Annotated in this window: 20 protein-coding genes; 9 read left to right on the top strand and 11 right to left on the bottom strand. The window is 59.7% G+C overall.

What is annotated here, in order from left to right:
* Positions 1 to 30: 30 nt before the first annotated feature.
* From AC3RLQ_RS26080 to AC3RLQ_RS26065, 4 genes are all read right to left on the bottom strand, one after another.
* The gene (locus AC3RLQ_RS26080) at positions 31 to 2,490 is read right to left on the bottom strand and encodes a WD40 domain-containing protein (RefSeq protein ID WP_493031604.1); all 2,460 of its coding nucleotides are present in this window, start codon (positions 2,488 to 2,490) and stop codon (positions 31 to 33) included.
* A complete protein-coding gene (locus AC3RLQ_RS26075; RefSeq protein ID WP_493031603.1) occupies positions 2,487 to 4,385 on the bottom strand; it encodes a hypothetical protein in 1,899 nt (632 codons plus the stop codon). Before AC3RLQ_RS26075 ends, AC3RLQ_RS26080 begins: the two co-directional genes overlap by 4 nt.
* A gap of 158 nt (positions 4,386 to 4,543) precedes the next feature.
* Entirely contained in the window at positions 4,544 to 6,742 is a 2,199-nt protein-coding gene (locus AC3RLQ_RS26070; RefSeq protein ID WP_493031602.1) for a DUF1549 and DUF1553 domain-containing protein, read from the bottom strand.
* 78 nt (positions 6,743 to 6,820) lie between these two features.
* Positions 6,821 to 8,161: a DUF1501 domain-containing protein gene (locus tag AC3RLQ_RS26065; protein WP_493031601.1), complete on the bottom strand. Its 1,341-nt coding sequence runs from the start codon at positions 8,159 to 8,161 to the stop codon at positions 6,821 to 6,823.
* An 83-nt stretch (positions 8,162 to 8,244) separates the two neighbouring features.
* Here AC3RLQ_RS26065 and AC3RLQ_RS26060 point away from each other — a divergent pair, with 83 nt between their 5' ends.
* Positions 8,245 to 9,249: a hypothetical protein gene (locus AC3RLQ_RS26060; protein ID WP_493031600.1), complete on the top strand. Its 1,005-nt coding sequence runs from the start codon at positions 8,245 to 8,247 to the stop codon at positions 9,247 to 9,249.
* Positions 9,250 to 9,253: 4 nt separating this feature from the next.
* On the opposite strand, the gene AC3RLQ_RS26055 is transcribed toward AC3RLQ_RS26060, so the two are convergent.
* From AC3RLQ_RS26055 to AC3RLQ_RS26045, 3 genes are read right to left on the bottom strand one after another with little or no spacing between them, the layout of a single operon-like run.
* Positions 9,254 to 10,693 (bottom strand): DUF1501 domain-containing protein, encoded by a 1,440-nt coding sequence (locus AC3RLQ_RS26055; RefSeq protein ID WP_493031599.1) that lies wholly within the window; start codon positions 10,691 to 10,693, stop codon positions 9,254 to 9,256.
* 44 nt (positions 10,694 to 10,737) lie between these two features.
* Positions 10,738 to 10,920: a hypothetical protein gene (locus AC3RLQ_RS26050; protein ID WP_422318141.1), complete on the bottom strand. Its 183-nt coding sequence runs from the start codon at positions 10,918 to 10,920 to the stop codon at positions 10,738 to 10,740.
* A 47-nt stretch (positions 10,921 to 10,967) separates the two neighbouring features.
* Positions 10,968 to 12,329 carry a DUF1501 domain-containing protein gene (locus AC3RLQ_RS26045; protein ID WP_422318143.1) on the bottom strand — a complete coding sequence of 454 codons (1,362 nt, stop codon included), beginning with the start codon at positions 12,327 to 12,329 and terminating at the stop codon, positions 10,968 to 10,970.
* Positions 12,330 to 12,395: 66 nt separating this feature from the next.
* Between AC3RLQ_RS26045 and AC3RLQ_RS26040 the strand changes: the two genes are divergently transcribed.
* Genes AC3RLQ_RS26040 through AC3RLQ_RS26020 form a run of 5 tightly spaced genes read left to right on the top strand, consistent with a single transcriptional unit; the run spans position 12,396 to position 16,334 of the window.
* Positions 12,396 to 13,406: a galactose oxidase gene (locus AC3RLQ_RS26040; protein WP_493031598.1), complete on the top strand. Its 1,011-nt coding sequence runs from the start codon at positions 12,396 to 12,398 to the stop codon at positions 13,404 to 13,406.
* 36 nt (positions 13,407 to 13,442) lie between these two features.
* Positions 13,443 to 14,171 (top strand): 3-oxoacyl-ACP reductase FabG, encoded by a 729-nt coding sequence (gene fabG / locus AC3RLQ_RS26035; RefSeq protein WP_493031597.1) that lies wholly within the window; start codon positions 13,443 to 13,445, stop codon positions 14,169 to 14,171.
* Between the two features lie 35 nt (positions 14,172 to 14,206).
* Positions 14,207 to 14,461, top strand: a complete 255-nt coding sequence (locus tag AC3RLQ_RS26030) for a phosphopantetheine-binding protein (RefSeq protein ID WP_422317303.1) — start codon at positions 14,207 to 14,209, stop codon at positions 14,459 to 14,461.
* A 23-nt stretch (positions 14,462 to 14,484) separates the two neighbouring features.
* Complete coding sequence (locus AC3RLQ_RS26025) at positions 14,485 to 15,495, top strand: lysylphosphatidylglycerol synthase transmembrane domain-containing protein (RefSeq protein WP_493031596.1); 1,011 nt, start codon at positions 14,485 to 14,487, stop codon at positions 15,493 to 15,495.
* Complete coding sequence (locus tag AC3RLQ_RS26020) at positions 15,492 to 16,334, top strand: patatin-like phospholipase family protein (RefSeq protein ID WP_493031595.1); 843 nt, start codon at positions 15,492 to 15,494, stop codon at positions 16,332 to 16,334. Before AC3RLQ_RS26025 ends, AC3RLQ_RS26020 begins: the two co-directional genes overlap by 4 nt.
* Here AC3RLQ_RS26020 and mfd read toward each other — a convergent pair whose 3' ends face one another.
* Positions 16,335 to 19,538 (bottom strand): transcription-repair coupling factor, encoded by a 3,204-nt coding sequence (mfd, locus tag AC3RLQ_RS26015; RefSeq protein ID WP_493031594.1) that lies wholly within the window; start codon positions 19,536 to 19,538, stop codon positions 16,335 to 16,337. It abuts the gene before it with no gap.
* A 112-nt stretch (positions 19,539 to 19,650) separates the two neighbouring features.
* Entirely contained in the window at positions 19,651 to 20,373 is a 723-nt protein-coding gene (locus AC3RLQ_RS26010; RefSeq protein ID WP_493031593.1) for a hypothetical protein, read from the bottom strand.
* Between the two features lie 199 nt (positions 20,374 to 20,572).
* Here AC3RLQ_RS26010 and AC3RLQ_RS26005 point away from each other — a divergent pair, with 199 nt between their 5' ends.
* Genes AC3RLQ_RS26005 through AC3RLQ_RS25995 form a run of 3 tightly spaced genes read left to right on the top strand, consistent with a single transcriptional unit; the run spans position 20,573 to position 25,405 of the window.
* On the top strand, positions 20,573 to 21,937 hold the full coding sequence (locus tag AC3RLQ_RS26005; RefSeq protein WP_493031592.1) for a Gfo/Idh/MocA family protein: 1,365 nt from the start codon (positions 20,573 to 20,575) through the stop codon (positions 21,935 to 21,937).
* Positions 21,938 to 21,983: 46 nt separating this feature from the next.
* Positions 21,984 to 22,703 carry an RNA polymerase sigma factor gene (locus tag AC3RLQ_RS26000; protein WP_493031591.1) on the top strand — a complete coding sequence of 240 codons (720 nt, stop codon included), beginning with the start codon at positions 21,984 to 21,986 and terminating at the stop codon, positions 22,701 to 22,703.
* A gap of 53 nt (positions 22,704 to 22,756) precedes the next feature.
* Positions 22,757 to 25,405 (top strand): serine/threonine-protein kinase, encoded by a 2,649-nt coding sequence (locus tag AC3RLQ_RS25995; RefSeq protein ID WP_493031590.1) that lies wholly within the window; start codon positions 22,757 to 22,759, stop codon positions 25,403 to 25,405.
* A gap of 35 nt (positions 25,406 to 25,440) precedes the next feature.
* Here AC3RLQ_RS25995 and AC3RLQ_RS25990 read toward each other — a convergent pair whose 3' ends face one another.
* Together AC3RLQ_RS25990 and AC3RLQ_RS25985 are read right to left on the bottom strand one after the other, a co-directional pair.
* On the bottom strand, positions 25,441 to 25,659 hold the full coding sequence (locus tag AC3RLQ_RS25990; protein ID WP_493031589.1) for a hypothetical protein: 219 nt from the start codon (positions 25,657 to 25,659) through the stop codon (positions 25,441 to 25,443).
* Between the two features lie 39 nt (positions 25,660 to 25,698).
* Positions 25,699 to 26,451 carry a sulfite exporter TauE/SafE family protein gene (locus tag AC3RLQ_RS25985; protein WP_493031588.1) on the bottom strand — a complete coding sequence of 251 codons (753 nt, stop codon included), beginning with the start codon at positions 26,449 to 26,451 and terminating at the stop codon, positions 25,699 to 25,701.
* Positions 26,452 to 26,505 lie beyond the last annotated feature (54 nt).

Genomic DNA, 26,505 nt, shown 5'->3' with positions numbered 1-26,505 from the left:
TCCGGCTTCACTCCATGCTCAGATTGAGACTCAGGGCTTGAAGACAGCGATTTCCTTCGCTGTGGCGACATCCCAAGCGCGAACAAATCCGTCTTGATCACCGCCAAGCACGACATCTCCGGATTTGGTGGTGGCAAGTGATTGGAGGAAGCCCGTGCTACCCGCCAGTTTTTTCACCTCGCCTCCATCACTGGTGATGAGGCGGAGTTTGGTATCGCCAGCGCTGGTGGCGATCTGATCTGCGGCACCGAGATAGTGGATGCCGGTGACTTCCTTGTCCCAGCCATCGACGCTCTTGCGGCGGTCGCCGGTAGTCCAGTCCCAGACTTTGACGACGTTGTCAGCGCCGCTGCTGGCCAGCACGCGGCCATCGGCACGCCATGAAAGGCCGAGCACGTGATGTGTGTGACCTTCAAACACTTTCACGACTTTGCCCGTGCTCAAGTCAGTGATGCGCACAGCTTTGTCTGCGCCGCCGGAGGCGAGGAGCTTGCCATCGGGGGAGAAGTCGAGCGCGAAGATGCTGTCGAGATGGCGCTCGGCATAGTTCGTGGTGAGCTTTCCAGTCGCCACGTCCCAGAGTGTGATGTCGCCGCTGCGGGAGGGCTCGCCGCTGCCGATGGCGAGTGTTTTTCCGTCGGGGCTGAAAGCGAGACTGTTGGCGCGATCGGTGATCTGGGAATTGCCATCACCGGTGCCAAAGGTGCGCTCGAGGGTCCAAGTCGCACTCGTGCTGCCCGGCGCGATGGGTTTGCCATTCGTGGTGCTCCAGGCGAGCGGCGGGCCGCTGTCTTGTTCGGCGATGAGTTCGAGACCGTTTGCGGAGAACTGCAGTGACTTGGCTTTCTTGAGGCTCGTGGCGAGTGTTTTGGCAATCAGGTCACGCTCAGCGTTCGCGTTCACGGCCTCCTTTTTCACGACTTCCAGGCGAGCCTTCTCATCAATGACGGCCTGCTTGGCCTTCTTTTCATTTTCGGTCACGAGTTTGATTTCGTTAGCCGTGTCGGTGATCGCGGCTTCGGCACGGGTGAAGGCTTCCTGCGCGAGTTTGAGATCCGCGGCGGCCTTCGTGGCCTTTTCCTGAGCATCGGTGTTCTTTTTGGCCAGTGCTTCGTCGGGTTTGCCTTTGGGAGTCTTGGCGATTTGATCAGCGATTTCCTTCGCTGATTTCTCTGCCGCGGCTTTGGCATCCTCCTTGGGCTTGAGGGTCTTCCGTTTTTCTTCGAGGCCCGTCTTCGCGAGTTCCACGAGATCGGTCAGAGCAGCCGCCTTTTTTGCATCGCTGGTGGCCACAAGTTTGATTTCGGCAGCAGCAGTTGCCAAGGCTGCTTCGGCGCGTTGGAGAGCGGCCTGAGCCTGAGAGAGGTCGGTTGTGGCTTTGGCAAGACTGGCCTGCGCTGCAGCCTGCTTTTGGGCCAAAGCCTCATCGGGTTTGCCAGCGCTGGCTTTAGCCACTTCATCCGCGATTTCCTTGGCGGCTTTATCGGCTGCGACCTTGGCGTCCTCCTTGGGCTTGATGTCCTTCTTCTTTTCTTCGAGGGCCTTCTTGGCGAGCTCGGCGAGTTCGTTGGCTTTCTTCAGGCGATCGGTCTGCTCAGTGACAGCTCTTTCGGCTGTCCTGATGGCTGCACCTTGATACGTCTCTTCCAGCGCCGCACGCACGGCGGTGAGCGTGCGCTGAGCAAGGGCCTGCTCGGTGGCAAGATCGGATTTGATGTGGGCGATGAGCTTGCCGCCGGCGGTTTCGGTCAGCTTGATGGAGTTGTCCGCCTCCTGCGTTGCGGTGAATTTGGCGGAAGGGGCGAAGGCGGGAACTGCGGGGGCGTTGCGTTTCCACAGCTTCACCTCACGAAAGCTACCGGTGGCAAGGCGAGTGCCGTCCGGGCTGAAAGCCACAGACTGCACGAGATCGCGATGGGCGACACCGGGCTGTTTGTAGAGGCCGGTTTTGAGCAAAGTTTCGTCCGTGAGCTTGGTGACGAGACTCTGGGTGGGCAGATGGTAGATGCTGATCTGGTTTGCCCGAGCTGCCGCAGCAAAGTCCCCCAAGGGAGCAACGGCGATGGCATAAATGGGCTGCAAGCCGGCTGGCAGAGGCTCCCATGCGATGATCTGCACTTTTTTGGGGGAGGCCTTCGCGCCTTGATCAATCCACGCTTTGAAGAGTGCGAGCTGCTCGGGAGTGAGATTCACTGCGCCGACCTTGTTGCCCTTCGGCGGCATCTCGGAATCCCAGGTATGAGCCGCAGCCTGATACATGACGCTCTCCGCGCCTTTGCCGGGGATGATGCCTTTGTCACTTTCGCCGCCCTTCGCCATGAGCTCCGGGGTCTCCATGTTGAGGCCGCCCTTGGTGGTGGTCTTGTTATGGCAGGCGATGCAGTTGTCCTTCAAGAATGGACGGATCTGCTGGTCGTAGTCGATGGGCGCGGGAGCCGCGGCCATGACAAAAGACGAATTGAGGATGATGAATGGGAGGATGATTCTCATTTTTTGGCGACCTCCTTCACACGGATGCGGATGGGATTGGAATAGACAATGAAGGTGGCGTCTTTGGCTGCAGACTTCGCGGTGAGGTCTTTGACGAGCTTGTCAGCGGCGGCCTTGGTGGTGTCCGCCGTCTTGAGAGCGGCGGTGGCTGCTTTGACGAGTTCGGCCTTTTTCGGCGTTGCGTCCGCGTTCGCGGCATCGAGCTGCTTTTTGGCTGCAACCTGCGCTTCAACGGCTTTTTTGGCGTCGGCTTCGGCAGCGTTGAGTTCTTCGACGCCACGTCGGAATTTCATTTTAGCCGGGCCTTGGAGGATGAAGCCGTAGTCGCCTGGGGCGAGCTTGAGCGCTTTCACATCGAGCGTGAATTTGCCAGCCGCAGCTTTGGCGGAGATGTCGGCTTCAGGAGCTTTGGCGACATCCATGAGACCGAGAACCTTCAGTTTGAGCGCATCGGTAAAGTCGGCATGACGGGTGACTTTGAGGGCGATTTCGAGTTTGGCGTCGGCAGCGACTTCGAGGATGTCCGTCTTCTCCGTCTGCACAAAAGCAGGAGCGGCTTGTGCGCTGACACCGAGCGCAGGTGCGCCGGCGGTGCGATAGAGGACGTTGTCACGGGCGGCGTCAGCCACCGGATAACACACGAAGCGACTGTGCGGGATTCCGCTGAGGAGGCTGGCTCCAGCCGGGGCATCGGCGCTTGCTTGAAACGCGACGTATCCCAGAGACTGGCCTTTGCCGATGAAGCCGCCGAGGCAGGTGACACCCGCAGGGAGCTTGTCGGCCTTGAGTTCAAGGGGCTCGCTCAGGGCATTGCGATTGGGAGCGATGATTTCCAACGCGGCGATGCCACCACGCGGGACATTGGCGCTGCCGATCTCTCCTCCTTTGGTCTTGGCTCCGGGGAGGATGGCATTGAGGGCGATGAGATCTTCGAACTTCGGCGCCTCTTTGAGAATGCGCAGCTCATAAGGCTGGGTGGTGGCGAAATTGTCGCTGAGGGTGATGCGGAAGGCGCCGTCCGCCTTTGCTTCATAGGCATACGAGGGATCGCGGCTGGGAAGGTTGATGCTGGGGGCGGGCACGATAGCTGGTGCATCAGCGACTTCCGCCTGCGGTTTGAGCGTTTCTTTGCCTGCCGAATCTTTGGCCAGACTTTCAATGACCAGATGCGGATCGGTGGCATGGCCGAGCTGATGGGAATGCACCTCAATGATGAATTTTTCACCCGCTTTGAAGGGCAGATCAAAGGTCTGTGGCAGACCTACAGGCAGGAAGTAGTCCCGAACAGTCTGGCCGATCTGGATGGGGCGAACGTCCTCAAGCTTGACGGTCCTTGGAGCCGGAGGGGCCGCAGACGAAAGCGTGATGCGGTAACCGTAATCATCCCCCGCGCGATACATGAGCTCGTTGATGCGCAGGAGATAGGTGGCATCGGCCGTGGCGGTGAAGGCGAGGGCTCCGGCACGCATGTGGGCCAGTTCGCGCCCGGTGGGTGCAAGCAAAGCTCCGAGCAACTCGGTGCGTGTGTCAAAACGTCGTCCGTCAAAGGTGGCGGTGAGATGCTGCCCCTTTTTCAAATCCAAACTGAACCAGTGGGGCGAATTGGATTTGAAGCAGCCTTCAACAACAGAATTGAGGCTGACTTTGAGCGCCTTGTCAGGTTTGGCGTTTGCCCCGGAGGAGTCGATGGAATCAAGCGTGGTGACCTCGAAGACACGCGGGTTGGAGACACCGTAGCGGCCGACGAAGCGGCAATCGTAAAGGGCAGGCTTCAGGTCTGCGGGCAGCGTGATGCTGAAGACGTTCGGCTTGACGCTCTTGAGCGGAATGGTGCGCTCATTGAGCAGGACCGACTGCGGCCCTTCGAGATCCGTACCACGCAAGGTGAGTTCCAAGGTGGCGCCGGCTTTGGCCCCGAGAGGAGCAACCGATGTCAGCGTCGGAGATGGAAATGTGGCCTGAGAGAACGCTGGGGCAGAGAAAGCCAGCAGGACTGAAAATTGTAAACTGAGAACTGAGAACTGAAAATTGGAGCGGGGCATGGCATGAACGCTTAGTGATTGAAGAGGAACTCTTTCGTGTTCAGCAGCGCCCAGAGGATGTCCTCATAGGCTTCCTTTTTTCCTTTGAAGGCTTCATCGCCGGTTTTGCCCGCGGTCTTCTTGTCGAGGTGGGCGTGGGCAAATTTGATTTCGGCGGCGTTGGGATCGCGGCTGAGGGCGATGTGGTAGAGGTCGGAGATCTTGTCGTCATCAGGGCGCGTGTCCTTCGTGAGGGTATCGGCGCGACCATTGCCACGGGAAAGCTGGGTCTGGATTTCGGCGGCATTCAGAAGATGGAGGCTCTGCGCGAGGCTGGCCTCCTGGGTGCGTTCGCATTCGCAGGCGCTGGAGGAGTCGGGACGGCCAAAGACGCTGAGGAAGTAGGTGCTCTGGTTGTAGCTGTTGTCAGGCAGAGAGACGGCGCGCGTGCCGGGGGCCTGGCCGGCGAAATTCGTTTGTACATCGAGCAGCGTGTTGACGGAATCGTAGAGGACTTCGGCATTGAGACGCTTTGGATAGTAGCGGCTGAAGTTCTGACGGTCCTTGGCGTTGTAAGTGTTTGGAACAGCGCTGAGCTGGTAGGTGGTGGAGTTGGTGATGGTGCGGATGAGCTGCTTCAAATTGTAGCCGCTCTTCACGAAGTCCGCCGCGAGGGCGCTGAGCAGCTCGGGATTCACCGGCGGATTGGTCTCGCGCATGTCGTCCTCGGGCTCGACGAGGCCGCGGTTGAAGAAATGCTTCCAGTAACGATTCACCAGCGTGTGGGCAAAGAACGCATTGTCCTTCTGGCTCATCCATTCGGCGAGCGCACGGCGTGGATCTTGTTCAGGCTTCAGTTTCAAAGTTGGGCCGCCAAGACTGGTGGGGGTGACGGCCTCCTTTGTGCGAATGTTCGTGGTCTGGGCTACACCGCGCTTGTTGAAGATCATTTCTTCACCGGCAAAAGTCGAGGGCTTGCGGCTGACGTTGCTGAAGAAGGCGGCGAAGCCGTAGTAGTCCTGCTGGCTCCACTTCTCAAAGGGGTGATGGTGGCACTGCGCACACTGCATGCGTGTGCCGAGGAAGAGCTGGGCGACGTCCTCCATCTGCTGCTTCATCTCTTTGACCTGCCGATACCAGGCGACAGGGGGATTTTGATCGAGATCACCGGAAGCGGAGACGACCTCGCGCACGAACTGATCGTAAGGTTTGTTGTCGGCGATGCTGTCGCGAATCCACGAGTAGAAGAGATAACTGCCGCGTGCAAAATTGGGCTGGGTGCGCTGATTGCGCAGGAGGGCGCTCCACTTGTTGGCGAAGTACTCGGCGTATTCAGGGCTGTCGAGCAGGCGATCAATGAGGATGCTGCGTTTTGCCGTATCTTTGGAGGCCATGAAGTCTTTCATTTCTGCGGCGGTGGGCAGACGGCCGGTGATGTCGAGAGTGACGCGACGGATGAAGGTGCCGTCATCAGAGATGTCGGATGGCGGCATGCCGATGGTCTTCAATTTCGCGAAGACGAGATCATCCACAAAACCACGGGATGCCGGCAGTTTTTCCACCGGAGCGCCGAGGGGTACGGTGGCGCGGAAGGTGGACACTTTGCCCTGATAGCGGACCATCACGGCGACATCTCCGGGGAGATCAAAGAGCTGCACGCGGCCGGTTTCGCTGGTCTCGGCCATTGCTTTTTCGTTGGCTTCATACAGCGCGCGCTTGGTGACGTCACGAGTGCTGCCGTCGGTGTAGTGTGCGGTGACCTTGAGCTGCTGCGCGCCTTTGAGAGGCATGGTGAGCTTGGCGGGCTCGACGCTGATGCTCGCCATTTTAGGATCGCTGTCCTTGCCATAGGGCATGCCTTCGCGAATCCAGCGAGCCAGATCGGCGTAGTCCTCAGATTTTGGATCGAGCTTCTTGCCGCCGCCATGCGGGAGCTGTGCGGTGCCTTTGGTCAGCAGCAGACTCTGCTCCGCCGAGGCCGGAAACACGCGACGTCCGCGCGCTTCCTTGACGATGTGCTCATAGTCTTCCTGGGGTTCGAAGCCGAGGAGAGAGAGCTTGAAGCCGTTCTGTCCGCCCGATTTGCCATGGCAACCGCCGGAGTTGCAACTGCCCTTGGTGAGGATGGGAACGATGTCGTTCGCAAAATTCAGCGGGCGCAGAGCTTCGGCCGCAAAACAAGGTGCGGCGGCAGAGAGTGCGGCGATGAGGGTGGCGCGTTTCAGATTCATGATGGGTCAAACTACGGGGTGAGAACTGAAATCTTGTCTTGCAGATTAAAAGGAGCGTGAGTTTCCGGCTTGAACCTTTCACACCAGCTCCGCCATCGGCAGATGGCTATCGACCAGATACTGCGGTCTGCCGGTGAGATCGGTGAGGGTGGCCTTGGTGACATCAATGCCCATCTGCTTGTAGAGCGTGGCGAAGACCTCGCCAAAAGCGACGGGACGCTCCGTGGGTTCGCCGGCTTGTTTGTCGGTGGCACCGATGACCTGACCGTGGCGCATGCCGCCGCAGGCGAGAAGTGCCGATGCGACGCGCGGCCAGTGGTCGCGGCCGCCCTTGGCGTTGATCAGCGGCGTGCGGCCAAATTCTCCCCAGACGACGACGGAGACATCCTTGTCCATGCCGCGCTCGTGCAGATCGGCAATGAGGGCGGAAAGTCCGCTGTCGAGCAGCGGCAAATCTTCGCGCAACTGGCCGAAGTTATTGGAATGGTAGTCCCAGCGGCTGAAGGCGAGCGTGACGACACGAGCGCCAGCTTCGACGAGACGGCGTGCGGCTAGGAAGTGCTCGGGCAGACGCGGACCGCCGTCGTCGCGATTGCGGTTTTCGCCTTTGCCATAGCGCTCGACGACACGCGGGTCTTCACGGCTCAAATCGAGCGCGTGAAGCAGCTTCGGGCTCGTGAGCACATTGAGCGCCTGCTCATTGAAGACATCCACGCCGCCCATGAGGCCGGTGGCATCGAGATCACGCCGCAGATTGTCAAAACTGGAGAGCAGTGACTTGCGATCACGAAGACGATCCAAAGTGATGCCACGGAGTGACATGTCTTCTGTGCCGCCGCCGCGATTTGGCTGGAAGGGTGCATGCGCAACGCCGAGATAGCCTGGCTCACCCGTGCGGGCCCATTCCATGTGACCCATCTTGGGTGCGAGCCCAACGAAGGGCGGCATGGCGGGATTGGTGCTGCCCTGCAAGCGCGAGACGATGGAGCCGAGGGAAGGCCAGCCACCGGGAGGCTGCTGCTTGGTGCTGCGGCCGGTGAGGCACTGAAAGGCATCGTGACGCGAGTCGCAGTCGGCCAGCGAGCGGATGAGGGTGCACTTGTCCATCATCTTCGCAAGACGCGGCAGGTGCTCGCAAATCTGGATGCCGGGGACGTTGGTGGAGATCGGTTTGAACTCGCCGCGAATCTCACTCGGCGCGTCCGGCTTCATATCGAACATGTCCTGATGAGACGGTCCGCCGGGCAGGAAGATCATGATCACCGCCTTGTGTGACTTGCCGGTCTTCTGCACGGACTCGGCACGCAGCACATCATTCAACGACAGTCCGCCCATGGCGAGTCCGCCGATATTGAGAAAGTTTCGACGTGACACGCCATCGCAATAACCGCCGCTGGGATGGGAGTATAGATTGAGCATGATCTGTTGGAGGACCTTAAACCTACGGAGCGAGGGATGGGACTCTTGCCAGACCGGTGACACAGCCGGCGTTTGGTTAAAACATGAGCGGGCTGATCGGACACACGATGTATGGCATCCTCGCGGCTAAAGCCGCGAAAGGACGAGGGCTGCCCATCACACCGATCATCGAGAGACATCTGCCGAGCTTCCTCTGCGGCGCGTATCTCGGATGCGACATCCAGGTGATGCCGGAAGCGGTCTGCGTCGATACCGGTCGTGAGGTTGGCTTTGGCACGGTGCCGTTGGAAAAAAGCCCGATCACAGGCGGCGCGGTGAAGCCCTGGACGCTGGAACATGATGGGCGCAGCTACCGGCCCAAAGAGATTCACGAGCTGTTTTATGGCCGTGCGCATCTCGTATTCGGCTGGGCAAAACCGGAGGTGAATCTGCGTGTGCCCTGGGACCATCTGGCGGATTATTGCTCCCGGGCGATTCGTGATGACATGAGCTCTGAGCGCGGTCTGGCTTATGCGCTGGGCTGGATGGTGCACATTGTGGGAGACTCGTTGATCAAGTCGATCCAGCCGGGCATTCGGATGCATTTGCTCGATGGCGTTTACACCCCGCGAAACCGCATCGTGCAGGATCAGTTCACGTTTCACACGATTGGCGGCGAGCTGGGAGTCGACTGGATTCAAACTTTCCGTGACATGGCGGCGACGCCCGTGGAGACAATCCAGCCGCACTCCATGCGTGTTGGCGAGAAACGCGGTGAGCTTGCTCAACTGTTCGATGACGGTTGGAAGCCCGAGCTGCAATCACTACTGGCCGCGGTGCTTACCGAAAACCGCCGCTGGCTGCCGTATCACACCACCGATGTGCTGCGTGTGGTGCAACGCGACAGCGAGGAGGCGAAACGTGTCAGCGGTGGGCTGGAATTTGATGCGATGATCGAAATCGCCGAGAGCGCGGGCATGCGGGACACTTTGGTGACGATCGCGGAGCAATGCGCCGATTTGATGGAGCAGACCATCGCGCAGGTGCCGGAGTGGCGGAAACTGCCTCGACAGCGAGCCGAGGGCTGGAACAAGCTCAAACGCTCTTGATGCGTTACGTCAGCCCGCCAATGGGCGAGCCCATGTACAGCGTGTGCGGGCGGCCGGTGAAGTCTTTCCAGATCGTTTCGCGTGGCAGGCCCAGAGCCTCATAGATCGTCGCGGCGAGATTTTCGGGCGTCTGCGCATCGCTGGCGGGATAGCCGCCGTGTTTGTCGGTGGAGCCAATGACGCGACCACCCTTGATGCCACCGCCGGCGAGAAGGATGCTTTGGGCGTGGCCCCAGTGATCACGGCCCGGCAGGGCGGTGGCGGAGATGCTCTTGATTTTGGGCGTGCGGCCAAATTCGCCGCCCATGATGATGAGGGTCTCATCGAGCTGACCGCTGGCGTCGAGATCTTCGAGCAGGGCGCTCACGGCCAGATCCATCGGCGGGAGCAGGTAGTTTTTCAGATTTCCCCAGGCGGCCTGATGAGTGTCCCAGGTCTCGCTGTTGCCGAGATTCACCTGCACCATGCGCACGCCGCTTTCCACCAGCCTGCGGGCCATGAGAAGGGACCAGCCAAAGCTGTTACGACCGTAGCGATCGAGCATTTTGGGATCCACTTTTTCCAGGCTGAAAGCATCATGCACCTTGCGGTTGCTGAGCAGGCCGATGGCCGCCTGCCGGGTGGAATCAAAGGCTTCATCACCGGCGAGCGCGGTGAGATCATTGGTTTGCTGCTCCAAGGCATTGCGCAGTGAAACGCGGTCCATCACGCGATCCATGGTGAGTCCCTGCGGCAGCGAAAGATGCGGGGCCTGGAAGCGCAAAGTCGGGTCTGTTTCAAAACCGCGCTCATGATGGAACAGGTAGTTTGGATACGCGCCATAGTGCTTCGGGTGGTAGGGCGACATCTCCAGGAACCACGGGTCATGCTGCGCGCCAAGCGTGCCTGCGAACTGCCCGGCGAGCGTGCGGCCTTCGCGATGCACGAGCTTTTCCGGCAGCACAATGGCGGGTGGCAGGTTGTCTTTGCGCTTCGGCAGCAGCGCGGTGGCCAGCGCCGCCATGCTGGGATGATCGGACTTCTTCGGCTTTGAAGGATCGAAGCCCAGCGGCGCATCACTGCGCCCCGTCAGCATGATGTGATGGCCCAGCGAGTGATCACTGCTGCCATGGGTGAGCGAACGCACCAGCGACCACTTTTCCGAGATGCGTGCGAGATTGGGCAGGTGCTCGCAGATGTGCAGCCCTGGGGTACGGGTGCGGATGGGCTTGAACTCGCCCCGGATCTCCATGGGGGCGTCCGGCTTCATGTCGAAGCTTTCATGCTGCGCGAGTCCGCCGGAAAGGAAGATGTAGATCACGGACTTGGCCCGTGGCGGTTGCGTGGCCGCCGTCATGGCCTGGAGGGCGCTGAGATGATTCATGCCGAGACCCAGAAGTCCCACCGCCCCGGCCTGAATCACTTCACGGCGGGAAACGGGATGCGCTGGATGGGGCAAGGACATGCACCTTCACATACGCGCGCCATGGCAAAGCCTTTCCAAACGGACTACTTCCGATTCCAGGCACCCAGCTTGATCGTGTGATCAGCGGTTGATACATCCGCTGCCGATTTGATTCGCAAAATTTTGGTCACCACAATCGCGCCATCCTGAACCACCACACGCAGATCGGCTTCATCTCCTTCTTTGAGGACCAGCCCTTCTGGAATAGTCGTTTTGATTGGATACATGGCCACCTGTAATGCCTGAAGGGGGCATGGGCAAGCCGCCTTCCGCTTCAAATCAGCTCCGGCATGGGCTGCCAGCCATCGACCAAATACTGCGGCCGGCCGGTCAGATCGTTGAGCGTGGTCTTCACGGTGTCGATGCCCATGTGCTTGTAGAGCGTGGCGAAGACTTCGCCGAAATGGACGGGACGTTCGGTGGGTTCGCCGCCGAGTCTGTCGGTGGCACCGATGACCTGACCTGTGCGCATACCGCCACCCGCAAGCAAAGCGCCGCCGACACGGGGCCAGTGGTCGCGACCACCGTCCTTGTTCACCATCGGCGTGCGTCCAAACTCGCCCCAGGCAACAACGGCGACGTCTTTGTCGAGGCCGCGTTCATGCAGATCTTCCACGAGGGCGCTCATGCCTTGATCAAAGAGCGGCAGATGGCGCAGGAGCTGCGGGTAGTTGTTGTCGTGGAAGTCCCAGCGGCCGAAATTCAGCGTGACCACGCGCGCCCCGGCTTCGACGAGACGTCGAGCGAGGAGGAAGTGCTCAAGATTGAGCGGAGCGCCATCGCCGTAGTTCTTGGGATCACCTTTGCCGTAGCGTTCACGGGTTTTGAGGCTCTCCTGATTCAAATCGAGCGCGGTGAGCAGCTTGCTGGAGGTCAGCACATTCAGGGCCTGCTGATTGAAGGAGTCCATGCTGCCGACGAGGCCGCTGGCGTCGAGTTCGCGACGGAATTTGTCAAAGCCGGTGAGCAGGGAGCGCCTGTCTTCGAGACGGTCGAGCGTGATGCCATTGAGCTGGAGATCATCCATGCCCGCGCCGTTTGGGCGGAAGGCGGCATGCGTGTTGCCGCAGTAGCCTGGATGTCCTGGCGAGCCGTAGGGTGGATGACCGGCCTTGGGAGCGAGGCCGATGAAGGCGGGCATGGCGGGATCCGCCTGACCTTTGAGCTTGGAAACGACAGAGCCCAAAGAGGGAGGATCAGAAAGACGACCCACGGGGGCGCCGCCACCGTTCGGTGGTGGTGGCTTGCCGGTGTAGCAGATGAAGCTGTCGTGCGCACCGTTCGGCGAGCCGTACATGCTGCGGATCGGCACCAGCTTGTCCATGATCTTGGCGAGGCGGGGAGCGTGCTCGGAGATATGGATGCCGGGGACGGCGGTCTTGATGGGTTTGTAGGGGCCGCGGATCTCCAGCGGCGCGTCCATCTTCAAATCATACATGTCCTGATGCGGCGGCGCGCCACACATGTAGATCATGATCACGGATTTGAAGCTGCGGCCCGTGCGCGCCTCCGCCTCGGCCTTCAGCAGTTCTGGCAACGACAGACCGCCCATGGCGAGGCCGCCGATGCGCAGGAAGTCGCGACGCGAGACGCCATCGCAGAACTTGCCGTGGGATTTGCCTGAAAGAGTGAGCATGAGAGTATGCCAAAATAAGCACTCAATGTGCCGGAACTATCATCAAAACGACGTTATGTGCCGGTCATGCTTCGCCCGCTGCTCTGTTTCATGTCCCTCACATTGACCGCCTCCGCCGCCGATTTGCAATGGACGCCACTGCCTGCTCTGCCTGATGAGCGCGGTTTCGCCGGTTCGTTTGCCGGGGTGGTGGATGGCACGCTCATGGTCGCCGGGGGCACGCATTTCATCGACAAGATGCCATGGGAGGGAGGCACGAAGGTGTGGTATGACACGCTCTTCGCGCTGGAGAAGCCCGACGGAACCTGGCGGGTGGTGGGAAAACTGCCCCAACCCAACGGCTACGGGGTGGGCATCACGACTCCCGCCGGCTGGATCGTCCTTGGCGGTGGCAATGCCACGGAGCACTTCCGTGAGGTGTTCTGGGTGCCAAAAGCCGGCCCACTGCCACCGCTGCCAAAGCCCTGCGCCTTCATGTGCGGGTGCGAGAGCGAGGGTGTGGTCTACATTTGCGGTGGAATCGAAACACCGACGGCGACGACAGCTATGAGCACGTTTTGGTCGCTCGATCTGAAACAGCCCGGCGCAGCGTGGCGGGAACTGCCCCCCTGCCCTGGCAAGCCACGCATCCTGGCCTGCATGGCTGCGGTGGATGGAATGGTTCACCTGTTCAGCGGGGCGGCATTGCATGCGGGAAAGGATGGCAAGCCCGAGCGCGAATGGCTGAACGATGCGTGGGCTTACGAACCGGCCACCGGCTGGAAAAAGCTGCCGGACATGCCCCGCGTGGCCGTGGCGGCTCCGAATCCGGCTCCCGTGATCGATGGCAAGATCTACATTCTGGGCGGTGATGACGGAGCCAACGTCAATTTCGAGCCCAAGGAAAAGCATCCCGGATTCCCAAGGTCGATTCTGGTCTTCGACGTCAAAACGCAGACGTGGAGCCAGGCGGGCGAGGTGCCCTTTTCGCTCGTCACGACCAATGCCGTGCGCTGGAAGGACCAAATCGTGGTCCCCGGCGGTGAGGCACGGCCGGGCGTCCGATCGCCGCAGGTCTGGAGTGGGGCGAGGAAGTGACTTGCAACTCCTCCCGGCGAACTCCAATGCTTGACGATGAGTCGTAGTATTTTGATCACCGGCGCGAACGGAGCGCTGGGCCTTGCCATTGCCGAATTTTTCCTGACACGGGAGGAAGACTGCCGTGTGTTTCTCGGAGTGCGTGAGCGACGGGAGCGGGCGCAGGAGCTGGCCGGACGATTTTCGGACCGTGCAAATTTAGTGACACTCGAAATTACCTCTGCTGACGATTGGAAGGCAGCAGTGACCGAAATCGAAACCAAAGCCGCACCTCTCGGCGTCCTGATCAACAACGCCGGCTTCCATGAAGATGCGCTGCTGGCCAACATGGCGCAGGATCAGTGGTCGCGCGTTTTGGATGCCAACCTGAACGCCGTTTTCCACGGGTGCCAGGCGGTTTTGCCGGGGATGATGCGGGAGCGGCAGGGGCGGATCGTGAACATCGCCTCGCTCAGCGCCATTTCTTCGCCGGCGGGACAAACCAACTACGCCGCCGCCAAGGCTGGAGTGATCGGCCTGACACAAAGTCTGGCCAAAGAATCAGCCCGGATGGGCATCACCGTGAATGTGGTCTGCCCCGGCTATATTGAGGGAGGACTGCCGGCCGACTGGACCCCGGAGCACCTCAAAGCGCTCAAAATGCAGCTCCCCATGCGCCGTTTTGCCAAACCGGCGGAGATTGCAGCGGCAGTTTTCTTCCTTGCGAGCCCGGATGCGAGCTATATCACTGGTTCGACCCTAAAAATTGACGGAGGCCTCCTTTAGCCTACCCTCTAGACCCTACGAAACGTATCCCCTGCATGCCGACCCGCCAGCGCCTCAAGGAACTAATGATCAGCGAACTCATGCTCGACATGGCCGCAGATGAAATCGGCGATGACACCCCTCTCTTTGGACCCGCAGGCATCGGCCTCGATTCCGTGGACGCCCTTCAGCTCGTGGTGATGATCGAAAAACACTTTGGCTTTAAAATGGCCGATCAGGATCAGGCCAAGCGCATCCTGCAGAGTGTGAACTCGATCGCTGAGGCCGTGGACCAAAAGGCGGCAGCGTGACTTCCCTGCCCTAGCCCTGCGTTTTGAAACGCCTCATCTCCATCTCCCTGCGTCTGCTCATCAGCGGAGTGCTGCTTGCGCTGCTGTTTCGGGAGCATGATCTCATCGCTGACATTTTTCCGCGCCTGCGCGCCCTGGTGACGAACTGGCCTTGGGCGCTGACCGGGATCTCCTTTGCGTTTCTCTCGCTGTTTCTGGCAGCCCTGCGCTGGCACATCATTTTGCGCGGCCAGGTGCCGGATCTGCCGTTCCATATCGTACTGTCCACGGAAATCGTCAGCGCTTTCTTCAACATCAGTTCCGTCGGCGTGGTGGGGGGAGACACCTACAAGATCATGTCACTTTCCCGGCGTCTGCCCGGACAGACGATGCCGGTCAGTGTGTCGCTCGTGCTGGATCATCTCACGGGTCTTATCTCCGTGGCCGTCTTGTTCGCGGTCTGCATGCTGACGCGGGCCTCTCACTGGAATGAAATCGGCCATGACCTGCGCATGCTGATCACGGGTTATGCCATGTATGTCGGCGGAGCGCTGGTGTGCCTGGTGATCAGCTGGTTTTCCTTCAAACCCAGCCTGCTGGCCTGGGGACGGCGCGCGTTTCCGCGCACCATGGGCAATCCCAGGCTGGCCGGCCTCATTGCACGCCTCTCGCGGATTCATGAAGTGGCCGCCCGGCTCTGGCAGCGCACCCTTTCGGCGGCGATCGTTTCCACCGGCATGCATGCGGCTTTTTTCATGAGCTTTTACTGCGGCCTGCGCGCGGTGGGCGGCGCGGCACCTGTGCTGGACGTGCTAACGGCCATGCCGATCGTGGATGCAGCGGCCTCACTGCCGGTTTCCATCTCCGGGCTCGGTGTGCGTGAGCGCACTTTCGAGGCCCTGCTGGCAGGTCTGGCGAATGTGCCGGAGGCTGTGGGCGTCTCTGCCTCTCTGGCAGGCTGGATCTTCAATCTGTTCTGGGGCATCGTCGGAGGTGTGATCTTCCTGCGCGCCAAGCATTCCGCCATCATCGCGCCGGAGGCGCAGTGCGCATGAGTTCACCACCGCGCATCGCCATCGCCCTCGGAGCCTCGTTCATGGGCTACGCCACGCATGCAGGCTTCCTGGCGCGGCTGCATGCGCTGGGGGTGCGTCCGGTAGCCGTTTCCGGCTCTTCAGCCGGTGCCATCACCGCCGGTCTCTACGCCGCAGGGCTGGAGCAGGGAGTCATCCGACAGGCGGTGCTCAGTCCGCGCCTCCATCTGTCTTTTGCCATGCGCACCAAGTGGCTCTGGCACCAGCTCATTGGCAGCTTTTTCTGTCGTCATCCCGGCCTTTTCGACCCACGGGGGGCCATCACTCATTTCGAATCGATCGTCGGCACGCGGACCATCGAAACTTTGTCGAACCCCCGATTGCTGATCGCCTTGAGCGATCTGTCAAAACAAGAAACCCTTTTCGTCCGCAGCGGGCCGCTGGCCACGGCGATGGCGGCCAGCTCCTGCGTGCCGATGCTCTTCACGCCGCTTGAGTTTGAAAACCGCATGTGCACCGACGGTGGTGTCGCTCATGAGTCGCCGATCGATCCCTGGTTCACAGATGACGACATTGATCACATCATCATTCACCGCATCGACCAGCCACAAGGAAAGCCACCGGTGATGCCCCTGGCCCGGCTAATGGCCACCATCGCCGCGACTCATGCCTCCATGAACCGCCAGATCCTGAACGATCGGATAGAACTGGCACGCCTGCACGGCAAAAAACTCACCATCATTACCACGAATCATTCACGCCCCTCGCCGTTTTTTCCGGGACGGCTCAAGCAGTTTTATGAGCTTGGGGATACCACTGGACAAAAGCTTTTCGACACGGAGCTGTCGAACCACGTCTGATCACAGCGTCCGCAGCATCTCCAACGTTTCGGCGAGCTGTTTGTGCCCTTCGCGCGAGCTGAGGCGGGGGAACTTGCCGTGGATCATGACGAACTTGCCATTGCGCGTGAGCATGAGCTTGCGGTCTTTGATTTCAACATCGCTGATGCCGGCGTGTGCCGCAGCGAGGCGGATGGCGGCGCAGGTGAGCAGGTTCTGCACGGCGTGAGGAAGTTTTTCGCCAAACTGGTCACGCCACTGGGCTTCCAGTTCCTCAAGCTCCTTGCGGGTCATGATCTCGCCAACCTGGCGGTAGGCGGTGATGCGCAGCTTGAGGTCTTCGATGAAGGTGGAAGGCAGGAAGGCCGGTGTGGCGTGTTTTTCCGCCTGCACCATCATGGCCTCGTTCATGACAAGGAAGTCTGAACGCAACCCGACCTCCACCGGGCGCGCCACGCGGCGGCCCTGCATGCGAGCGACGCTTTGTTTGAGCATCTGGCAGTAAAGATCAAAACCGACGGCGGCGATGTGCCCGCTCTGCTCGGTGCCGAGCAGATTGCCCGCGCCGCGGATCTCCAGATCGCGCAGGGCGATTTTGAAGCCGCTGCCGAGACCGGCGTACTGCTTGATGGCGTTCACGCGCTTGCGCGCATCGCCTGCGGTCACCGCATCCTGCGGCAGCAGCAGATAAGCATAGGCCTGCACACCACTGCGGCCGACACGCCCGCGCAGCTGATACAGATCCGCCAGCCCGAAGCGGTCCGCGCGATCGATGATGATGGTGTTCGCATTGGGAATATCGACGCCGCTTTCGATGATGGTGGTGCAGACAAGCACATCCGCCCCGCCATCGACAAAGGTGTGCATCACGTCCTCCAGCAGCTCGCTGTCCATCTGGCCATGGCCGATGATCACGCGGGCCTTCGGGCAGAGATCGCGAATGCGCTGCGCGACTTTTTCGATGGTCATCACGCGGTTGTGTAGAAAGAAGACCTGCCCGCCACGCTCGATCTCCGCCTCGACGGCCTGCTTGATCGTGCGCTCGTCGTAGGGGCAGATCATCGTCTGCACGGCCTGCTTGTTCGGCGGCGGTGTCTCGATGGTGCTCATGTCACGCATGCCCATGAGCGCGAGGTAAAGCGTGCGTGGAATCGGCGTGGCGCTAAGCGTGAGCACATCGACGAGGCGGAAGAGGTCCTTGAATTTCTCTTTGTGCTTCACACCGAAGCGCTGCTCCTCATCGATCACGGCGAGGCCGAGGTTTTTGAAGCGGACGTCTTTGGAAATGACGCGGTGCGTACCGACGACGATGTCCACCGTGCCCTCAGTGATGCCCCGCAGGATTTCCCGTTCGCGGTTCGGCGGCGTGAGGCGGCAGAGCATTTCGACGGACACGGGAAACTCGCTCATGCGCTGGCGAATATTCTCCCAATGCTGGCGTGCCAGCACCGTGGTGGGCACAAGGATCGCCACCTGGCGGCCACCCATGACCGCTTTGAAAGCAGCACGAATAGCGACCTCTGTTTTGCCGAAGCCGACGTCGGCACACAGCAGGCGGTCCATGGGTTTTTCAGCTTCCATGTCGCGTTTGATCTCCTCCACACTGCGGAGCTGGTCTGGAGTTTCGCGGTATAAAAATGATTCCTCGAACTCGACCTGCCACTTCGTGTCGGGCTGGTGCGAATAGGCCTTCAGCGTCTGCCGTTCTGCGGCCACGCTGAGCATGCGCACGGCGAAGTCCTCGACGCTTTTTTCGGCGCTTTTGCGCGTCTTCTGCCAGCGTGCTTCGCTGAGCTTGCTCAAGGCGGGTGCTTTGCCACCTACCCCGACGTAACGCGTGACCAGATGCGTGTGAGCCACAGGCACAAAGAGCTTGGCACCCTCGGCGTAATGCAGCACGAGCACCTCCTCGCGTTTGCCAGAATCACGCACCTCAACGCCGCCAAAACGTGCCACTCCATGCTCGGCATGCACGACGATGTCGCCTTCACGCAGATCGCGCATCACATCGCGCGCCTTGCGCAGCACTTCGGCTTCATCGAGTTTCGAGCCGCGCACACGGCGGATGTTTTGATGACGGCCAAAAATTTCCGCACCGGTCAGCACCGCCAGTTTGGCCGCCGGCACAGTGAAGCCGCGATACAACAAACCCAGCTTTGTTTCAAGCGAGGCAGGAAGGCCGTTTTGAAGTTCCGCGAAGCGCTCACGCTCGGCCTCGTTATGGAAGAAAATGACCGTGCGCCAGCCATCGCCATGCCATTCGCGAATCTGACGGGCGAAGTGCTCACGGCGTGCTTCATGCAGAACAAAGTCAGACGCATCGAACACTCCCAGCGGGTTCTCATGAATCGCCGCTGAATAATCCTCCATGCCCTCAACAGGAGCGGCACCACTGAGGATGCGTGCGTGTGCCTCGCCCTCGCAATCAATGGTGACGATGAAATCTTCCTTATGCAGATGCTCCCGCACCCGAGAGGCTTCCTCCGCATTGTCATTCATCTGCAGAATGACGCCCACGCTCTCAAGCCGCTTGATGGATGACTGATTGTGCAGGTCGAAAGCGCGAATCGATTCGATCTCGTCATCGAAAAACTCCAGTCGCAACGGCTCTTCCGCCTGCCAGGAGAAGAAGTCCACGATGCCGCCGCGACGGGCGAACTGACCGCGCTCGGTGACGACGGGCACACGCTCGTAGCCTGCCTCGCTCAGATCACGCAGCAGGTCCTCCACATCCAGCTTCGCGCCGACGCTGAGCGTGCGGCGCTGGCTGGAGATTTCGGCCAGCGCAGGAGCGGGCTCGTCCAAACTTTCCGCGCACAGGACCATGACCGGCGCGTCTCCCTCCATCATGCGGCCCAGCACACCCGCGCGCTCCGCCAGAAGTTCGGGGTCAATCAAGGCATCGTTCACCACCTGGCCAAGGCGCGGGAAATACAGTGCGGGGCACTGCCAGACGCCGAGTTCGGCATGCACGTGATCCTGTGTCTTCACGTCCGCGCACAAGATCCACACGCGACGCCCGGGCATGGTCTTCTCCGCGTGCCGAACCATGAGCGCCGCCGCAAACCCAAAGGCCTGCGGTGTGACGTGATCCAATACCAGGTCTGGCTGCGTGAGTTTTCGCTGAAACTCGGCAGCGGCAAGAGTCAGATCCACCAGACCGAGCGCATCCCCCCGCGCACGCCCGGAAGGGGGTGGTGGTTGGCGGTTCGCAGCCTTCTTCACGGCGCGAGGTTTGGTGGCGCGCTTGACGGGGTCCAAAACAAAGCGCCGGGTGAAAACACCCGGCGCTGCATATCAGCGTGCGAAACGCGTAAATTCAAGGATGGGCCGTGAACTATTTCGGACTTGCGTTGGACTGGGACCTTGAACCGTTTGACTGTGGCTTGCCCACAGCGGCAGCAAACAGGTCATCCTTGGTCGCCCACTTGTGAACCTCACGGCCATTTTTATCAAAGATGCGGATGGCAAGACCACCCATGCCGTCTGACTGGATGGCGCTGTCGCCATTGGCCCAGTAATAGCCGCCCGCGAGTTCTTCTTTGTGCAGGATAATTTCCGTGGTGTCCACCGTTGCCGTACCGGAGCCAGCGACAGTCTCCACTTTGCTGCTGCCGGAAGTTTCGAGGCGGGCCGCACCTTTGCCTTTGCCTGAGTCTTCCCGGCGGAAGCACCAATAATCGACACGCAGGTCACCAATTGCAGTGGGCAGGCGGTTTCTGATGTTGATTTTATAAATCCATGTCTCCTCTTCATGAGTCACAGCCCCCCGCTTGGTGCGGGTCTGATTGAGCTTTTTCTTGGTGTAGGTCACGTCAAAGCTGTACTTCGTATTGGCATCCGCCCAGTCCGAGATGAATTTCTGGTCCGCTGGAGTAAAACTGTTGGCGGCCACATTGAAGGTGCGGCCATCGGCCGTTCGTTTGAGCATGACCTGCCCCCCGGAGGCTGCCAGAATCTCCGCGTCGAGCTTGCGACCTTGGAGGTCGGTAAATTCGTGGGCAGAAAGCACCGGAACTACGGCAAGGAGGCACAGACTGGCTAGGATGTGTGTTTTCATGGCAGAGGCGCGTCAGGATTAACGGATGGATGCTAGTATTTTTATCCGCTCATAGTCAACCAAATTCACCAACGTGTCATGCAACTGTTTTATTATTCAACAGTCTAATTACTAAGACTGTTCAACCGATTACGCATGAGCTAAATCCTTGGCTCTTGCTTGAAGAATCGCTTTAGCCAATGCGTTGATATTCAAAGCCATGAAAGCCTCAACCCATTCCTCCCGCCGCCAATTCCTTCAGGAATGCTCCGCCGCAACCTTGGCTCTGGGCTTTCCCACGCTGATCCCGGCATCCGCCTTGGGGAAAAATGGCACGGTGGCACCGTCCAACCGAACGACGCTCGCGCTGATCGGCTGCGGTGGCCGCGGGTCGGATGTGGTGAAAAATTTCCTGCAGGATGAGCGTGTCCAGGTCATCGCGGTGTGTGATGTGGAGCGCGAATCCGACCGCTACAACAAGGGCATCATCAAAAAGGCGGGAACACTGGGCCGCGAACCGGCGCGGCGTCTGGTGGACAAAACTTACGGCACGCAGGGCTGCGGCACGCACGAGGATTTCCGGGAAGTGCTCGCGCGCAAGGATGTGGATGCCGTGCAAATCGCCACGCCGGACCACTGGCATGCGCTGATGGCCGTGGCAGCGGCGCGGGCGGGAAAAAACATCTACTGCGAAAAGCCGCTGGGCCTGACCGTGGCGCAGGGCCGCTTCATGAGCGATGTGGTGCGCGACAGCAAAGTCGTCTGGCAGACCGGCAGCCAGCAGCGCAGTGACATCCACTTCCGCATGGCCTGTGAATACGTGCGCAACGGCAGGATCGGCAAACTGACACAAATCCGTGTCGGGCTGGCGAGTGACAACCGTGATAACAACGGCAGCGCGGCACTCACTGCGCCTGCGCTTGTGCCGGAAGGATTGAATTACGATTTCTGGCTCGGCCCAGCACCTGACGCCCCCTTTTGTCCGGCACGACTGCACTCGAACTGGCGCTGGATGTATGACTACTCCGGCGGCAACATCACCGACTTCGGCGCGCATCACCTCGACATCGTGCAATGGGCGCTGGGGCAGGACGAGAGCGGCCCGGTGGAGTTTTTCGACCTGAAGGCCACCTGGCCCGCTGCAGGCAGTCTCTATACCACACCACCGACGTTCTCCTTCGCCTATCGCTACGAAGACGGCACCACGGTGCGCGTGGCTGACAAGCAGGACTTCGGCTCAGGCATTTCCTTTGAAGGCGAAAACGGCAGTGTTCTCTGCACCCGGGGCAAACTGGAGATCAAGCCCGACTCGCTGCGCAAGCCGCTGGCCGAAAGCGATGTCCGCCTCTACGAGAGCAAGGATCACTTCCGCAACTTCATCGATGCCATTCGTGATGGAGTGAAACCCGCCGCACCGATTGAGTATGCGCACCGCAGCATTACCATCGCGCATCTGGCCAACATCTCCCTGCGGCTGAACCGCTCCAAACTCCGCTGGGATCCGGCGAAAGAGCAGATCCTCGGAGATGAAGAAGCTTCCGCCATGCTGACACGCCCGATGCGCAGCCCATGGCAGCTCGTGTGATTTGCATGTAACATGCGGTCGCGTTTCCTGAAGAAACACCGCCAACATGCCAGCCAGCCCTTCTCCTTCCCCACTGTTTGCGACCACTCGTTGGTCCGTCGTGCTGGCGGCGAAGCACCAGCATTCCAAGCAAGCCATGGAGACGCTGTGCCGGTCTTATTGGTATCCGCTGTATGCCTATGTGCGACGCGATGGCCACACCCCGCATGACGCGCAGGATCTGACGCAGGAGTTTTTTGCGCGATTGGTGGAAAAGGACTGGCTGCGTGCCGCCGGGCCGGAGCACGGACGCTTTCGCACTTTTCTCCTCGTGGCGATGAAGCGCTTTCTCATCAACGAATGGCACAAAAGCTCCTCGCAGAAACGCGGAGGACACATCACGCATGTACCGCTGGATGCGGAAGATGCAGAGCGTCGATTCGCGAGCGAGCCTGATCTGGCACCGGATGCGATGTTTGAACGGCGCTGGGCGATGACGCTCCTGGAGCAGACCTTGACCAGTCTGGAGGCTGAATTTGCCGCATCATCGAAGGCAGGAGATTTTCAGGCGCTGAAACATTGCCTCACACTTGATCGCGGCAGCATCTCCTACCCGGAACTGGCTGCCAAAATGGGCAGCAGCGAGGGTGCGGCACGCGTGGCGGTGCATCGGCTGCGCAAGCGTTTCCGTGAGCTGTTCCGTGCCAGCGTCGCCTCCACTCTGGCGGAAGGAGAGGATGTGGACATGGAGTTGCAGCACGTGGTCGCGGTGCTGAGCTGCGTTTGATGGGAATTCGCTTGTAACACGGCTGCAAACTCCCTGAACTACTCATGGAAGCGATGAGTAACGAATCCACCCCATGCCCCAAATGCGGCGGCGCCCTGCCGGCCGACGCCCCGCAGGGCCTGTGTCCGCGTTGCCTTGCCGCATTGAATTTCGCGACGGAAACGCTGCCGCCGGATGCCCTTCCCCTTTCACCGCAGGCACCGCTGACTCCGGAGGAACTGGCTCCGCATTTTCCACAGCTGGAAATCATCAAGTGCCTTGGTCGTGGTGGCATGGGTGTGGTTTACAAGGCCCGGCAGAAAACACTGAACCGTCTTGTCGCTCTCAAGCTCCTGGCACCTGAGCGCTCGAATGACGCGAAGTTCGCCGCACGCTTCGAAAAGGAGGCGCAGGCACTGGCCGCGCTGAATCATCCGCACATTGTCACGATTCACGACTTCGGTCAGGCCGGCGGCTATTTCTTCCTGCTGATGGAGTACATCGATGGCGTCAACCTGCGTCAGGCCATGCAGGCGGGCCGGTTCTCGCCGGAGCAGGCGCTGGCCATCGTTCCACCAGTATGCGAGGCGCTGCAGTATGCACATGAGCACGGCATCGTGCATCGCGACATCAAACCGGAAAACCTGCTGCTCGACAAAACAGGACGCGTGAAAATCGCGGACTTTGGGATAGCCAAGATGATCGGAACAACACCGGAGAATGGCGGCGAGTCATTGTCGCAGCCGTTCGGCACACCGGCATATGCAGCACCGGAGCAGCGCAGTGACACGAGCCATGTGGATCATCGTGCAGACATCTATTCACTCGGCGTGATTCTCTACGAACTGCTGACGGGCGAGCTGCCGAAAGACAATTTCGAACCACCTTCGAAGCGTGTGCAGATTGACGTGCGACTGGATGAGATCGTGCTGCGGGCTTTGGAAACAAAACCGGAACTGCGCTTTGCCACGGCGGCAGAGTTCCGCACGCAGCTCGCGGGAGCAGTGACACCCATGCCCGGAAAAATGGAGGTGGAAAAAGCGCATACAGCTTCGCCGCGGCCTCAAAAAAGGCGGGGCGCGCTCGGCATGGTGCTAGGCTTGTTGATTGCAGGAATTCTGGTGATGCTGTTTATCCTGCGTCACAAGGAATCGCGCAACTTGCCTGCCAGCGCTTCAAGCCGGGTGTTCATCATGGGTGAGCACAGCGGGACTGCATCCTCCTTTTACGTTCAATGGATAGTGAGCGCCCAGGAAGCGAGCGAAGTGCGCATCGAATATGCCAATGTCACTCAGCCCAGCCGCATGCGGTGGAACCAGGCCTCTCAAGATTATGAGGTGAAGGCACGGATCGAAATCACCCACCTCAAAGACGACCTTGTTCGAATTCACACACAGATTGGTGACTCTGAAAATACCAAGGAACTCAACTGCAATTACACACAACTCCAGAACGAACTTCTCACGACCAGCCTCATCTCTGCAAAAACAAACACCAATAGTGCTGTTGTCATTTGTCGTCTGCTGGGCCAGCCGGTGACGCTTGAACTGCCGGCCAAGGCGAGCACCGTTTCCTCCAGCGTCACTCCTCAGGAACCATTCGGAGTCAGCGCCCGTATGTTTGGTCTGCAAATCCTGGTGCTGGCATTGGTGGTGGGCGGCCTCATCTGGCTGGTCCGGGTTTTGTTTAAACACCAGCGCATCGGCTGTGCAGTGATGCTCATCATTCTGCTGATGCTGCTCCTGCTGCTCATCATTCCCGGTGTTGTGTGGTATTTCGGCGCCCATTCTCCCGGGAAAAGTATGGCTTCTGTTCAGCCGCCTGCGAAATCCAAGGACCTTATGTCGGCCTGGGCAAACAGACTGCAGGAGGAGCTGCTCCTTTGTCAAAAGCAGATGTCCGAACTCCGACAAACACTCGGACGAAACCATCCGCAGATGAAGGCCTTGAGCGAGCAAATCACCATGCTGGAGAAACAAATCGAGATGGAGAGGCTGAAACCTGTGACCCGCATTCCACAGTTTGTGGAGGAGGATCCTCGATTCCTCACCACCGCCGGACGCTCACTTCAGCTGAACTCGCGTTACACTGTCAGTGTCGATTCCAAGCCCATGCGGGGAAAGGACGGCCTTTCAAGCATGCGCAGCTACACCCTCAAAGACAGGCTGAATGATGGGGCCGCGGGTGTCACCACCTTTGCCCCCTTGTCGATTCAAAACGAGCGTTTCATCATTTTCTGGGACCGGGAGAAGGAGGAGTTATGGCTGGCGTCTCCCACCATCTTCCGCAGGCACCACCTGCCGCAGACCGGCAAGACCGTGGAGGAAATGTTCATGAAGCCAGTCATCCCGGAAGATTTTAAGCTACGCATGCCGGACCCATTTCGCGAAGCCATCAACCACTGGCTCCTTGGTGATGCTCGTGGAGATGACTTATCAAATATTCTGATCACGCCACAGGCCGGAAATTTCACCCTGATCGCCATGCTCTCCCGCATGCATTACGTTGGAAGTGAGGCGCCGCGATATGCGGAATACGAATGCTTCAAGGTGGAGACAGATAGTGGACAAGGGCATGCCTTCGTTCCTCGGCATGAAGCCTTGAGCAAACGCCTTGAAACACTGCTCCCCTGGGGCAAATCAACGCAGTTTGTGGTAAACCTCACCTGGCGGCATCAAGGAGCTGTGAGCTGGCTTGAATTGATTGGTGCCAAACCGTTTTGAGAGTTCTTATTTTGACTTTACTCGCCTTGTCCGCCCTATCGCGCCGACTCGGCCTCCTGCTCTACTTCGGCAGCTTTTTCTTTTTTGGCAGCTTTGTCCCTGCCCACTGCATCGAAAGGTGCAGTGACGACCTTGCCGGTCGTGGAAACGGTTGTGGTTACAATTTTCCCGGCCGTCTTAACCGGCACGGTAACGAGGGAGCAGCCGGGCGTCATGAGACACAGAACACAAGTCATCAGGATGCTGGTTTTCATATATTCTACTATACGCATTCAACATCAAACTCGCGCTTGTCACCCAAACTGCTTCCAGAACATGAGCACGGAAATAATTAAACCTATGGCGGTAATGAGATGCCTCACTCTCTGCGGGGAGATGCGCTGGGAGAAGTGTGCGCCGAGGTAGTAGCCGATCAACGCACCCGCTGTGAGGGCCAGCGCCTGCGGCCAATTGACCATGCCGACTGCGATGAACCACACGGCCGCAATGACGTTGATCAGCGATCCGAGAATGTTCTTCAGCGCGTTCATCTCGTGGATGTTCGTCATCCCCATGAAACCGAACGACGCGAGCATCAGGATGCCGATGCCCGCGCCGAAAAACGCACCGTAGATCGCCACGGGCAGCTGCAGCGCGATGGAAAACCACAGAGCTTTCGCCTTCCCCTCCGTGGCCGACTTGCGCAGAAAGCCCTGAAGAAAAAACAGTACAGTGGCAAACAGCACGAGGAAGGGAATGAGCTTCGAGAACTGATCGTCGCTGGTCTGTGTCAGCAACCAGCTTCCGATGGCCGCACCGATGAGACAAATGGGAACAAAGCTCCACAGCAGCGTGCGGATTGCCTTCAAACGTCCGCGAAAGCCCAAGATGCTGCCTGCCGTGCCGATGACCAGCCCCACGGTGCTCGTCGCATTTGCCAGCACGGGTGGAGTGCCGCACATGAGCAGCACCGGAAACGTCAGCAGCGTGCCTCCACCCGCAATGGCGTTGATCGCACCGGCAGTGCAGCCTGCGGCGCTGAGGGAGAGGATTGCAATCCAAGTCATGTCTCTCACTACTCAGCACCGAGCACGTGGAAAGCGCGGTCTGTGGGCGCAACG

The sequence above is a fragment of the Prosthecobacter sp. GW821-HT29F12 genome (assembly GCF_058803405.1).
This window is presented reverse-complemented; position numbering and strand designations above follow the sequence as displayed.